The sequence below is a fragment of the Nesterenkonia salmonea genome, assembly GCF_005771525.1.
In the GTDB taxonomy this organism is placed as follows: Bacteria; Actinomycetota; Actinomycetes; order Actinomycetales; family Micrococcaceae; genus Nesterenkonia; species Nesterenkonia salmonea.
In genome coordinates this window covers 18,155-31,635 of sequence record NZ_VAVZ01000039.1, presented here as the reverse complement: position 1 = coordinate 31,635, position 13,481 = coordinate 18,155, and the positions used below count along the sequence as shown (strand labels likewise).

Annotated in this window: 9 protein-coding genes and 1 pseudogene; 5 read left to right on the top strand and 5 right to left on the bottom strand. The window is 57.0% G+C overall.

What is annotated here, in order from left to right; genetic code table 11:
- Positions 1–2,234: DEAD/DEAH box helicase (locus FEF26_RS12740; RefSeq protein WP_166433032.1), on the top strand; the 2,234-nt coding region annotated here is incomplete at its 5' end.
- Positions 2,235–2,907: 673 nt separating this feature from the next.
- Positions 2,908–4,962, top strand: coding sequence for an NACHT domain-containing protein (locus FEF26_RS12735; protein WP_138253919.1), 2,055 nt, complete (start codon positions 2,908–2,910; stop codon positions 4,960–4,962).
- A gap of 71 nt (positions 4,963–5,033) precedes the next feature.
- Here the strand turns inward: FEF26_RS12735 and FEF26_RS12730 are convergent, their stop codons facing one another.
- A complete protein-coding gene (locus FEF26_RS12730) occupies positions 5,034–5,225 on the bottom strand; it encodes a helix-turn-helix domain-containing protein (RefSeq protein WP_138253918.1) in 192 nt (63 codons plus the stop codon).
- A 242-nt stretch (positions 5,226–5,467) separates the two neighbouring features.
- Here FEF26_RS12730 and FEF26_RS12725 point away from each other — a divergent pair, with 242 nt between their 5' ends.
- Positions 5,468–6,031, top strand: coding sequence for a hypothetical protein (locus FEF26_RS12725; protein WP_138253917.1), 564 nt, complete (start codon positions 5,468–5,470; stop codon positions 6,029–6,031).
- Positions 6,032–6,287: 256 nt separating this feature from the next.
- Complete coding sequence (locus FEF26_RS12720; protein ID WP_166433031.1) at positions 6,288–8,045, top strand: AAA family ATPase; 1,758 nt, start codon at positions 6,288–6,290, stop codon at positions 8,043–8,045.
- A 1,087-nt stretch (positions 8,046–9,132) separates the two neighbouring features.
- On the opposite strand, the pseudogene FEF26_RS16415 reads toward FEF26_RS12720, so the two are convergent.
- The 4 genes and pseudogenes from FEF26_RS16415 to FEF26_RS12700 all read right to left on the bottom strand — a co-directional run.
- Positions 9,133–9,336, bottom strand: a pseudogene (locus tag FEF26_RS16415) (IS110 family transposase); the annotation flags it as partial.
- Positions 9,323–9,709, bottom strand: coding sequence for a hypothetical protein (locus FEF26_RS12710; protein ID WP_138253915.1), 387 nt, complete (start codon positions 9,707–9,709; stop codon positions 9,323–9,325). The pseudogene FEF26_RS16415 and the gene FEF26_RS12710, both read right to left, overlap by 14 nt.
- A complete protein-coding gene (locus tag FEF26_RS12705) occupies positions 9,706–11,112 on the bottom strand; it encodes a hypothetical protein (protein WP_138253914.1) in 1,407 nt (468 codons plus the stop codon). The genes FEF26_RS12710 and FEF26_RS12705 overlap by 4 nt, the downstream gene beginning before the upstream one ends.
- A gap of 641 nt (positions 11,113–11,753) precedes the next feature.
- Positions 11,754–12,245: a hypothetical protein gene (locus tag FEF26_RS12700; RefSeq protein ID WP_138253913.1), complete on the bottom strand. Its 492-nt coding sequence runs from the start codon at positions 12,243–12,245 to the stop codon at positions 11,754–11,756.
- Between the two features lie 642 nt (positions 12,246–12,887).
- Here FEF26_RS12700 and FEF26_RS12695 point away from each other — a divergent pair.
- Complete coding sequence (locus FEF26_RS12695) at positions 12,888–13,157, top strand: hypothetical protein (RefSeq protein WP_138253912.1); 270 nt, start codon at positions 12,888–12,890, stop codon at positions 13,155–13,157.
- Positions 13,158–13,481: the final 324 nt, after the last annotated feature.

The following is a 13,481-nucleotide window of genomic DNA, read 5'->3' as shown; positions in this document are numbered from 1 at the left end:
TCTCCAGGTGTTCTGTCAGTGGGTACATGAGACACCTCCAGACAGTACACATAACCTTCACCGGAACGGGCACATTCATTGTGCGGCTGCTGCAATCCGGGGTAATCACACCCCACGACCTGGCGCGGAAATATTCTGCTGAGTTGCACGCCAACGAGATCATGCTCCTGGCCTACTACATCGCCGCTATCAACATCGAAGCCACCTACCACGGGCTCATCAAAGACCAAACGGACGACGCTGAAGCCCCGTATGTGCCCTTCGAAGGGATCGTCCTGGGTGACACCTTCCAGATGACCGAAGAGCACAACACCTTCGACTTGGAGATGTTCACCTCAAACAACACACGTGCCAAACGCCAACTCGACACTGACATCCGCGTGATCATCGGCAACCCACCCTACTCCGCCGGTCAAACGAGTGCGAACGACAACAACGCCAACGCCAGCTACCCGAGCCTCGATGCCCGAATCCGCGACACCTATGCCGCGCAGACCACAGGGCAAAACAAGAACAGCCTCTACGACTCCTACATCCGCGCCATCCGCTGGGGCACCGACCGCATCGGCGACCGAGGCATCCTCGCCTACGTCTCCAACGGCGGATACATCGACTCCAACTCAGCCAACGGACTGCGGAAGACCTTCGTGGAGGACTTCGACCAACTCTTCGTCTACAACCTCAGGGGGCATGCTCGCGGCACAGGTGAGGACCGAAGGAAGGAAAAAGGCAACGTCTTTGGAGGCGGAACCCGCACGACGGTCGCCATTATGCTCGGGGTCATAGACCCCGCCCATACCGGCGACTGCGTCCTCCACTACCGCGATATCGGCGACTATCTCACCCGCGAAGACAAACTCGCTATCGTCAATGAATCCACCATCATCTCCACCGCCTGGGAGACCATCACGCCCAATTCGAAGGGCGAATGGATTAACCAATCCAGCGACACCTTTGACACCCTCCCTCCACTGGGGGACAAGAAAGGCGACACCGGGATGCCGCCGATCTTCACCACCTACTCCGCTGGTGTAAAAACCAACCGCGACACATGGTGTTACAACTTTTCCCACACTGCCCTCGCGCAGAACATGAACACCCTCATCGACACCTACAACCACGATGTTGAAACCTTCCAACCGACCAGCACCAGCGCCACCCAACGGCTCGAAGAGGCGAAAGCCCACGCTACTTACGACGACACCCGGATCAAGTGGAACGCAGGACTCCTCGACGCACTGGCCAAACGGCGGCAGCTCTCCCCAAGCCGAGAGAATACTCGCATCGGCACCTACCGGCCGTTCGCCAAGCAGTTCCTTTACTTCGACAGCATGCTAAATGAGCGCACTTATCAGCTGCCGTCGATATTCCCCACCCCACACCACCCCAACCACGGTTTCTATTTGACTGGTGCGGCTTCTAACTTCCCATTCGCGGTGCTGGCAGTAAACGGAATACCCGACCTGCACCACTTTGACACAGGCCAGTTCTTCCCTCGCTACACCTGGGAACCCGTAGACTCCGCTGGACCGGACCTGCTGAGCGGTCTGCGGGACGCTGACGACCAAAACGTAGTCGATGGGCACCGACGCATCGACAACATCACCGACGCAACTCTGACCCGATATCGGCACGCGTTTGGTAGCGAGGTCACCAAGGACGAGATTTTCGCCCACCTCTACGCACTGCTGCACTCGGAGCAGTACCGCACGACCTTCGCCGCCGAGCTGAAGCGCCAGCTTCCACGCATGCCTCTCCCTGAGTCATCGTCAGACTTCTGGACTTTTGCCGAGAGCGGCCAGAAGCTGCTAGACCTGCACATCAATTACGAAGCCGCCGAACCGTACCCCCTGAACGAGGAGGTCACGCTCGGCGAGACTGCCGCCCCAGGGTTTTATCGGGTGCAGAAGATGAAATGGGGCGGCCCGGCCCGCAGCGCAGACAAGTCCCGGCTGATCTACAACACCAACATCACCTTGACCGGTATCCCCGAAGACGCCCACGAATACATGCTCGGCAGCCGCAGCGCACTCGAGTGGCTCATCGACCGCTACCAGGTAAAAACTGACAAGGCATCAGGGATCGTCAACGACCCCAACGACTGGGCCTCAGAACAGGGCAACCCCCGCTACATCCTTGACCTCGTCAAAAAGATCACCACCGTCAGCGTCGAAACCGTCCGCTTGACTCAAGGGCTGCCCCCTCTGCTACTTCAGGATTCCGGAAGTGACTGAACTGTGGGCGTCTCCGGCAACCACTGTTGTCTACCAGAGCGCTCTCAAGGCATCTTCATCTTTGAGGCTCCGATATCAAGTCGCTCGCATAGTGCGGAAACGGGTAACCTTCACTGTTCCTTTCTGGCCCTTTTTTGCTTGGCTTCGTCGCTTTCCAGTAGAGCCGCTCAGAGACTCGTATGTGCAATCCACGGATTTCCTTGTCCAAGACCTGGACCAAGCATTAAGAGGCCACCCTCACTGGACGGATAGTGCCCCCACACGTTCCCGAGCTCTATCAATCGTTCAGCAAGTTCATCTGGCCTTTAGCGCCGTAGGGAAAGATGACCCGCGGGTAAGCGCACAGCTTGAGTCGCTGCACGGAGAGTTCCGTGCAGAAGTGCTAAGACGCCTCAGGAATACAGACGAACCAGCTCTCCGACTTGATCGCGCCGATTGGGCGACGCTACAAGAACACGAAGCTCAAATAAGACGAGAGAATCGCCTCCAATCCTTCGACCTCAGCGTCGCTAACCTAGAGCAGCACTTGGAGCGCCTACGACAAACAAGCCTCTCTGTAACTTCAGGCAGCATCTACCTGCTCGAGGGGTCCTATGGATCAGGCAAGAGTGAGCAGGCAGAGGCGTGGCTGACACAGCAGATTGAGCGGTATCGACTAGGCGAGGGAGCGCCAGTGCCCATTCACGTCGGTGCGCGGGTGGTCGAACAGATCAGCCTCGAAGATCGCCTCAAAAGCGAAGTCGGGCTTATTACATTACGCGCGCGTGGCGTCGCACTGGTCATCGACGGATTGGATGAAATTCGTAGTGAGCGAGCTTCCCGAGTTCTGGAAGACGCCAACGCTCTGGTCATGAAGTACCCCGCATCTAAGATTCTCCTGACGTCTCGGCTGGGTGTCCTTGATGGACACCTCCTTCTGACAGAAACGAATCATCATGTCCAAGCTCCCCTCGACACCGAAGCTGCCTTGAGCCTGATCGACACAGTTTCAGGGACCAGGCCCCACGAAGCCTTGCAGAATCCCGCGTTCAAAGAGAACGTAAAACTACCGTTCTTCGCTCTCGCAGCTGCTGTGGTCCAACGCGATGGTAAGACACAATTGAGTCGCGCAGGCTTGATGCGCGCTCTTGTGGCAAAGGCACTGCGCAGACCAGGCATGGTCCGAACGAGCGTAGGCACCGCTGAGATCGCGCGCCTACTAGAGCAACTCGCGGTGAACGGCACACGCAGGGACCGCAGCGATGGCATGAGCGAGCCAGAACGACTGACACTGCTCGAGACCGGGCTTGTGCGTCGGTCCGACGATGATGACCAGATACACTTCACCCTGCCTCTACTAGAGCAGTGGTTCGCAGCCCAGAGATTCCAAAATGACCCGCAACTCATTGAAGAAGCGACGAGGTCAAGTGCCGAGTTCGAAATCTGGCGCTGGGCTCTCGCGATCGCGCTAGACGAATCGTCTTGGGACACCTACAACGACATAATTATGCGTTGCCTTGCACAGGACTTAGGCGCTGGCTTTTGGCTCATTCGGGAGAGTTCGAGGCGGAGTTCACGAATCGAAAAAGCTCCAAATGATCCCGGTCTACAAGCGAGACGAGTGGAACATACGGTCGGCTACGTCAAGCGAACTGTTCCCCTCTACAAAGAGCTGGTCTTTCCGCTACCTGCCAAGGATGAGCATCTCGTCTTCGACGTCAATGTGAATCGTGGGCTCATCAATATCGGCTGGTACTCAACACCCGAGACACCCGTGGGCTCCCAACAGGGGGATAACCCTGAGGAGTTACCGCTTCCGCTCGCACGCTGGGGGGTTGCCCCCACAGCGGAGAAGACGTGGCCTTGGGATCACGTCAGAAACGGGTTCAACAGTGGGGTGGACGTGAGATTCTGGCAGCACCTCGATCTCGGATACCCCGGTGGATTGTGGGAACGCGAGCGTCGCTTCTCGCTGGCCGCACAATTACTCGATCCGAGAAGGGGTCCCCAGCCATATCGAATTGGTCTTGAAAGCTTGCGTACACGGCTGGATGAGATTCTCCAGCACGTGGACCTCGAGTCCCTGGAAAGTTTCGAAAGCGGCCGTTTGAAAGTGTCAGGCGCAGAGTTCAGGGATCTCGTCAACTGGGCACGAAAATGTCCCCACGCTGAAATTGAGCGCTTGGTCCCCTCCCCAATGGCCGATCCAAACACAGTTGACACTGCTGAGGACTTATACCCCCGTCAACTAGTTGATAAGTACCTCTTAGAAGCGCATGGCTTCGGATCAGAGATGTACGACCAGGCTTCGGACGGTTTATTCTCCTCATTCAAATGGCGATGGCAGGAGCCCGATGGCGCTCTCCGCGGAGTTATAGGGGTTAGTGAAGATTCGCCAATGTACCGAACAGGGCTCGACCGAATAGTGACGAAAATTGCAGTGCCGGCCCACCTACTTGATGACATCGAAAACGAATACGGAGCCCCATTCGACCGCTCCTCCAACGGCCGTGCCAGGTTTCGCACTTCTGCGGGAGATGGAGGGGAGAGCCTACGCGAGGCGGCATTCACCGTGCTGGATAGGGAGCGTTACCCCGGAAGTGGTGGGCCACCTCAGATATGGTCCAGTAGTCTTCTACGCACCTCTGGTGGTCGGCCTGCCAGCCTAATTGCTCACGATTGGTTCCGGAATAACCTTTCGGCAGTCGGTCTAGAGCGGGTTCTGTCAGACGGGCGTCGCTTTCATTAGCACACAAAACTGCTCCACGTCCGCTCAAGCTCAAACCCGCGGCTACCTCAGACGGGAAGCGGATTCATGTGTCACTGACCTCGCTGCTCCGCATACATCCGCTCAATGTATTCCTCCAGCTTGTCGTCCTCGACGCGCCATTGTCCGCGGCCGCCGATCTGGACACCTTCGAGGTCCCCGTTGCGCAGTAGGGCGCGAATTTGTTGCTCGCTGGTGGCCAGGCTTTCGGCGACTTCCGGGATCGTGTGAAAACGGCGGGGCATAAGAACAGCTTAGAACGAGAGAGCCCGCACCGTGGATAAGTGATCTGAGAGGGTGGAGGGAAGGCCTGGCCCCATCACCTATGATTCACCAACGCAGCGGTCTCAGGGCACGATCTGTTATCGAAAATGGCTTTAAAGCGAGCCGCGAATAAGTCCCTTCACCAAGAAGCGCTTCTGCTTCTGCGAAATGTCAGATGTAATGAACAGGAAACATCTCGACCCACCAAGAAGGAGCGCGCCCAATGGAGAGCAGCCAGGGCCCTGTTTCGAAGCCACCGCCCATTCCACCCCGTATCCCGCACAGACCAGACCTGCCACAGGAAGAACGAGAACAACTCGCTGCTGAGTGGCTAGAACGCTGCCACCAAGCGGCAACTCCAGAGAGAATCGCCGAGCTGGCTCCGTATACCCCGGAGTTTCCCAAAGAGAGTGTCTACGCACGCCTTGCCGATGAACTCGTCCGAAACCGCGTTAGTCCTTCAAATACGAAGCTCAAACGCCTGTTCATGAAAAAGGGCAGACTCCACCAGAAGCAAGCCAAGCGACGCAAGCGGCGTCGCGCAGAATCACCTGTCTTTGAACCCACTGAGGAGCAGGCGTCGGACGTGGCTCATTGGGTGAATGAATACCGAGAGCGGAACGGGGAAGGACCCACGTGGAGCGAAGTCCAAGCACACTTCGAATGGACCTCTCTACAAACAAGCTCCGTCATAAGGACCCTGAAAGCGGACCACTGGTTGGACTTCGGCCTGGAACGTCGTTCCCTACGTGCCGGCGAATGTCTGTTCCACGGAAACCGTCGGTGATCTACATTAGTTGCAGTTCCACTGTGAGGTGTCCAACGCCGCCATCGCACAGCTCGGGGGTCAGCCCAGTAGAATGCGAATGCAATCGCGTCATGACCGCGGCATGAGAACAAATAGCTATCGACACCACCAAAGCCGGGTTCTCCAGAGTCTCCAAGCACGGCGGGGTGATTCAGTTGACCACTTGGTTGAACCGATATCGTTTAGCAGACGTAAACTACATTAGCTCTAGGATGCAACTAAAATGCTCTGGCAAGTGAAAGACTTCAAAGGATTAACTGAAGCAGATTTGGATATCGCACCGGGAAAGATCTCGATATTGACCGGGGTAAACAGCAGTGGCAAATCATCTGTTATTCAGTCACTGCTACTCAGCGCTCAAAGCCTCCACAGCGAGGGACCGGTCGCCCTCAATGGCCCACTGGTTAGACTCGGCAATGCCGTAGACCTCGTGCGTGAGAGCTCTGCCACGGGAAGTATCTCACTTGCCCTAGATCTTCTGCCAGGTTTCGACGCCGACCCCGACGCCGACGACAGCCTCCTCGAGGTCCATCTACAGGCCCAATACATGCTTAAGCCCAGCTCCGATAACACCAACCTGCAGCCCCAAAGATTGGAGATCTCGCGGTCTGGTGGGGACGAGAATCCGCTCGTCGCATCCCATGCGAACTCGAGGGCAAGCGACGTTCGGGAAGCGATGGAAGTGGCTTCCCGCGTCAAGCCTAGTCACGCTCTCCATCTCAAGTCGCTGTTGGGGAGCCAGAGTAGGCAGCTGAGAACATACGTAGTCATGCAAGGTCTGCGACCAGTGGCCGTTGTGCAACTTATGAAACCGGAGCAAATCGCATTTCGATATCGCGAGGCGGTTCAGGCATTCTTACAAGAGCTTCCTCGCGAAAGATCAAAACCAAGCTCGCCTACCGGCGCCAGAACCGGCAGGTGGCCGGTACTCCGCGAATTTGTCCAATTACTGGCTGAGGCAACCGCGACAAAGGACCAACGCGTTCAGTCGCTAGTCGACCACGTGCAGAAGCTCCGAGGTAGAGGCATCTTATCGTTTGAACCAACCTGGCGAGGATTCAGCGAAAGTCAACGGAGCGAGTTAATAGATGTGGCAGTTGAAATGCGAGCCCGCTCCCCCTACGTCGTTCTTCCCATCCGAGGTCCCCACTGGAGATATGGATCGACAGCAATGGGGCTTCTTGAGAACACGTTGGAAGGTTCGCTAGGCTCCAGCCTCACGGCTATCTCGATGCTCAGCGAGACACTCAGGGATGTAGCTGATCGTGTCCAATATCTCGGGCCTCTGCGAGATGAACCGCGCGTAGTCTGGAACCATTGGAACGAACTTGCACGTAGCCTGCCTGTGGGAACTCGTGGAGAGTACAGCGCAGCTGTGCTTTCGCGCTCAAGTGATTCCAATACGACATATACGGCTCCTGATGGTCAGATCATAAGGTCCTCTCTCGCTAATGCGGTGAATGACTGGCTCGCATATCTCGATATAGGGGACGCGGTCTCGGCACGCTCACACGGGAAGTTAGGCGTTGGATTAGACCTTGCCGTTTCTGGGCGAGTACGCGATCTAACGTCAGTGGGAGTCGGAGTCAGTCAGACGCTTCCCCTGTTGGTCGGAGTGCTCGCCGCGCCTCAAGGCGCACTGTTCATCGTTGAGCAACCCGAACTGCACCTGCACCCCGGTGTCCAAGCTCGTCTCGCAGACTTCCTGATGACCGCCAGACCTGACATGGCGATCATTATAGAAACCCATAGCGATTCCTTCGTTACTAGAGTAAGACGCCGTGTCGCGGAGAACGCCATTGCACTCGATCAGGTCGACATCATTTTTGTAGAGCCCGATCTGACGGGATCGCGGGCTCGAAAACTGACTCTTACTGAGTTCGGCAATCTAAGCGAATGGCCCCAGGGATTCCTATCGTCGGCCGAGGAAGACGTTAGGGCCATCCTTCAAGCCAATATAAGACGAACCTCAGGAACGTCCAATGCCAGTTGAACCGGTACAACTCCTCGACCCAGAAATTTTTATACCTTCAACGGAATCGGCGGCAAAGCGAGAATTCTGGGTTCGACTGCTCTCATGGATCGATGACGGAGACGAACTTGCACTAGTAGGTCCCAACTCACTCGAAGGCCTTCATGAGCTCGCCGACCAGAGACCAGACGAGAGCGTGATTTCGCAGAATGACTTCTGGACGATCCTGCAGAAGCTGGTACCGCGAACTTTTTACCCTGCTCAGGATCAGCGCTCGATCTGCGAACGACATGTCAGGACCGATTACAGCTCTGCCCTAGGCCATGGAGAGAATCTTGAGCGCCTCATAAAGGACATCCAAGCAACGGGGGACCAGCCGCAGGTAGCACTGCGAACACTTGAGGATTGCTGGAACTGGCAAAGTCGCGATTGCCAAGACTGTGTGAGGTCCCGCCTGCACAAGTTGACCGCACCCCCCGGTCACTCAACGGCATTGAATGCCATGGCTAAGGTATGGCGCTCCGCATGCATGGACGATCAAGACGCTGGCCTAAAGGCGATCCAAGCTTTCTCTCAGGAAATGTTTCCGAACCTTCACTTCTCCGACTCTGCATGGAAACACCTAAACAGGCTCTCAGGCTCTCCCTCAGACAACTTTAGCTCGCTCACACATCACCTTGGAGTTCTTAATGACCACGCACCTAGAGTCTGGGCCGAGAACGTCACCACACGGAGGCGCCAGGCAGAAATGCAAGGACTGGGCGTGCCCGCCTCCCCAGACAGTCCACAAACTCACAAAAACTCGAAAGCGATGCAGCGCCGCGACTTCCAATTCGGGCAAGTTATGGTTCGCTGCGAATGGCACACGAAGCTTCGCCCCGACACCAACCGAATCTATTTTGCAGTCTTAGATAGTGGCGTATACATCGGCACTATCGTGGATCACCTACCGACGTAAACCGGCTAATCGCAGATCAGAGTGTAGGTGTGGCCTGCCCCTCCGATATCGAGCAACGTTCGTGTGATGTAGTTGATCAGGTTCCGGAACCCTAGGGCAGTCCCGTATACCTGCTTCGGGGCCCATTGAAACTCCTATGTTTGTCAAGTTCGTGCTGGGCTGGGTGGCGGCACTGTCGAGATCGCGGCAGATCTCGCGTGCGAGGTAGCGATTGAGACAGCGCCGGATCTCTTGGCGCGTGCGACCCTCGGCAGTTCGACGCTCCACGTAAGCCCGGGTCCGTGAGTCCCTACGCATTCGCGTGACCACAGCCATGTGGAGCGCTAGGTTGAGACGCCGATCACCACCGCGATTCCTCGTCATGGCTGGGTCCTGCGACGAGTTTAGGCCGATGAGAGGTGGAGTCGCGGAGACGCATACTCGCTAGAGTGACCTGGGCAGCGAGAGTGTCAACAAGGGCCTGGAGCTCCGCATTCTGGGTGCGTAGAGAGTTGACCTCTTCTGACTGGTTGTTTCGTGCCTTCTTGTCGAGCTCTTTGACTAGTCGGACTAGCTCATTGAGATCACGGTGTTTGTGGGTCAAAGAAGTACGGGGCAGTCCAGCCTCAGATGCGATGGCCTTGGAACTCACTCGGCCGGAACTGACGCTGGTTTCACCACGAAGGGTGCGAATGAGGGCGGTGACGAGTAGATCTCGTTCGACGGGGTCTTCGCCTCGTCGAGTCATAATGGCTCCTCCTCACTGAGTGCTTGTGGCTTGGACGACTGTGCCGTGTGGTGCCGGTCAATGTCTCTTTGCAAGTTGGCTGCAATGGTTCGACTACGTTCGGCCAGCGGCAGAGGGAGATACTGGGATTCCTCGATAAGGTCAAGACGGGCGGCGGCCTTAGCACCGGCATGACTGTCCAGCATTGCAATGTTGGGACATCCCCTCTGGCAGTTGTCCAGGTCCGGAGTGAGTCGATCGGTGTCTTCCTGACGGTCCGGATGGCACAACGCGAGAGCTGAGTTATAGGCGCAAATGTTGAGAGCGCGTGGATTATTGTAAATAGGGTGCAGCCCGGCACCACTTAATCGCTTGAGCTCAGCTTCGGTTTGGACCTTTCCTTCGAACAACTCTGTGAACTGGCTGAGGGATTCTCGGACCCGCGGGGCAGCCGGGCCACTGATCGTGGACCCTTGACCCACTTCGCGAGTCATCGTCTCTACCTGGTCCCAATTTGCCAAGAGCTCGTCGAGTTCGAGCTCATCGGGAAACCCGCTCTCCCCCCTACCGGCATAGCCGAGAGAAATGACAGTCTTGAGATGGCCGTACTGCACTCCGAGAGCGACTTCGCCCCCAGGTTGATTCGCTATATGCCAGGCGAGCGTACGGCGAAACTGGCTTGGACTGACGGTATTGGACTTCTTCACGTCACTTTCCGGTATCCGGAGCTCGGTCTTGACAACATTTCGGGCGGTCACTTCGGCACCTGTGTGTGTGAAGAGACGAATGACGCGACGATTGTCGTGTGAGGCGCGCTTGTTCCACTTGGTGACGAGTCGTTCGAACGATTGGCTCAAAATATCGACGGAGACGACATCGCCGCGACGTTGCCGATCCTTTCCATTCACTTTATTGCCTTTGTAGAGAAGCGCGAAAAGATAACGTTCCTCTGGGTTCAACGTCTTTAGGGCCTCGATAGCTTCCGCAGTAGGGGCAATAGTGACCCATGGCTGCTTGCGTTCTCGGCCGGAACCAATGGAATTACCAGAGGAGTCACGCACGTTCTTGAACGAACGTGCCCTAATGCGATACCGAGTCACGGTGCTGCTCAGCGGGTCTGAGTCAGTCGCCACTGAGAGACAGTCACGTTCGAGGTGGAGGACTTCCTGTGGACGCATTCCCGTGAGATACGAGATCACGATGAAGCATGCTGCTCGCACATCACCTCTGTCGAACCGAGGCACCCAATCCGTGGCAGCCTTCCAAGCCTCACCTTGCGCAGCAGTGACGCCGACCTTTTCAGGGACGGTGAATCCCTGATCAATGGCCCATGCTCGCGCTTGGACCCACCAACTCCGACTTCGGCTACCCAGTGTCACCGTCCCGTCCAAGTAGCCGCTTATCAGGGCCTGCGAAGCATGCATGAGATCGGAAACAAAGTCCGGCGTCAACGGTTCCGTACGATTCTCCAGAGTCAGGGACTGCCTACCGAGCCACCGGCCAAAATCCGTCCCAAACCATGGCGGTGCCGAGAAATAGTAAGACGCCGGGAGGTCTGTGTTGTGCGACCAAACCCGACCAATAGCAATCAGCGTAGCCCTCTTATGAGCGAACCCCCATGACTGCTCCCCCGCCACCTCGTCAGCGTATGCGCTCCAAGCCTCTGCAGTTAAGTCGGCGAAAGTCAGTCCCTGGACCGACATCCAGGCAGTCAAGTGGAGCAATGCATTACACAGAGAATAAACCGTGACAGGGGCAGGCAGCGTTGTCTTCATGTTGACGGTACGTCGTTGAGGTGGCGTGTTCAGTACGTTATACAGGTAGACCCTGGCCGTATCTCTGAACTCTGGGGCAAACCGGTCGAACCGAATCTTGCGACTGTTGGTGTGATCCGCGTGCACTAGGTGGTGCAATGGCCACTCGGGCTCAGCCACGCGCGTGACCGGCAAACTCGCACAATCGGATCGGCGTGGTCTGTTGACGAAAGCATCATCGTCTGCGAAAGGCACAACGGGCACACCGGGGTGGAGCTCCCATCGGTCCCTCGAGACGTTTTCGGGTTGACTCATTCGTCCCATTCCCGCGCCATAAGACGCTTGACCGCCAAACGGTCGTCTTCCGTTACGACGGCGCGCGCACCGTCAACGTCGCGGTTCGAAAAGTAGCGACCCGGCTCAGTCAATGACGAGGCTCGAGCCAAATGGACTGCGAAGCGACTTTCCCATACTGTAGCCGGCGTCACAGCGCGCAGCGCGTTCAAATGGTCGACTAGAGCCATGATGCGGGGCAAATGACGCTTGAGCACCACTGCGTTGCGGCAGGTGAAGCACGTTAGAAAGGAGGCACGGCACGGCTCGTCTGTGCCGGGAAAATGATCGTGATCCTGACAGGCGGCGGTGACTGTATCGCGCCTGCCGTCGACTACCTCGTGGAGGACTCCGAGCCGGCTGGCAACTGGGGCGGCCGAACTCTCTATTTCATCATCTGCTACGACCCGGGCCATCACTTCGTCGTATGCCGCCTGGATACCTTCCTCCACGACGGGTTGGACTTCCACGCGCACTCGAGGAGACCGAAGAACATAATCGGAATTGGTATCGAAAGAATGTCCCTGCGGGTGTTCCTGAACAACAAAGAAATGCCTCAGAGCGCGCGGGGTGGCGAACGAGAGTTCTGGGTGCCTTTTTCGCCACTGCGCCAGGTAACTCAGCACTGTCCGAGGGTAAAGATCAGACCAGGAAGAGAGAGGGCAGCCGGATGCGGTTCGGTTAGCCCCTTGCAGCGACTTCGTCATGCAGACCAGCAATTGATCTGACGGGTAGCCCACCTCGCCGAGAGTCGTTCGCGCGCCCTCAGTGAGTTGCTCGACCATAAGCAGCAGACGTGCCTTCGAACGGGCTCCACGATCATAATATGACTCGGTCCAGTCAGTAACCTGGCCGAGCCGGCCTTTAGACAGGCGGACTCGGAGGTGGACTGGCTCTGAACTATCCCGAGCATCGACACGGGTAATGTCAGAAACCGATAGGTCGGTGGCCGTACTCAGGTTCCAGCCGCATGTGACCGTCAGTGCTAGTGCGCAAGCGACGGCTTCTTCCCATGTTGGGTACAGAGCTTCAAAGGCCGGCATGACAGATGCCGTCACATGAACTCTTTTCCCCCCGTACATGCGTTTGAGCGCCGAAGGTGGAACGCGTCTTTGGCCCGGATTCCAAGTGTGCCGGTCGGCGATGCCGCCAGTCCTGGCGATCTCATCCAACACGGCCGCGTAGGTGACGTCGGTCGGATCAATGAGATCCCCGGAGCGATGTCGGGCAATCAATTCCCAACCAGTTTTCACTCGGCTAAGAGCCTCTCGGACAGTACGAAAGCAGACCTGCCGGAGAAGCTCTATCTGGGAATCAGTCAACACCTCTCCCACTTCTTCGGGGGCAAGCCGAACGATCCTCGTCGCTTCCACCGCCATTGAGAAATCCTTTGGCAGTCTCGGCATACCCGAGAAAAAAGTCCCTAATTGTGCTGCACGTGCGGCTCGGGTCGATGGCGATAGTCGCAGCAATGACTCACGCCAGATGTTCGGTGTCAGGTCCTGAACGTCGATGACCCCAGCCCCTCGGAAGAGCGAACGTAGGGCAACGAGTCCCCTTTCTAACGTCACCGGGCTCCCCCAAGTTCCATCGACCGCGGCTAAAGCGGCCATACGCTCCGCTAGCGCACGTTGGAGCGAGGGGCCCGCGTCTACCGTTGAGAAGTCCAGTATCTGGGTATCGGAGCGACGTCCCGCGGTCGTCAC

What these genes read in the sequence shown, in the direction of transcription:
- FEF26_RS12730 (WP_138253918.1), bottom strand. Translation starts at nt 5,225, where the DNA reads ATGCCCCGCCGTTTTCACACGATCCCGGAAGTCGCCGAAAGCCTGGCC.
- FEF26_RS12725 (WP_138253917.1), top strand. Translation starts at nt 5,468, where the DNA reads ATGGAGAGCAGCCAGGGCCCTGTTTCGAAGCCACCGCCCATTCCACCC.
- FEF26_RS12710 (WP_138253915.1), bottom strand. Translation starts at nt 9,709, where the DNA reads ATGACTCGACGAGGCGAAGACCCCGTCGAACGAGATCTACTCGTCACC.
- FEF26_RS12705 (WP_138253914.1), bottom strand. Translation starts at nt 11,112, where the DNA reads ATGCATGCTTCGCAGGCCCTGATAAGCGGCTACTTGGACGGGACGGTG.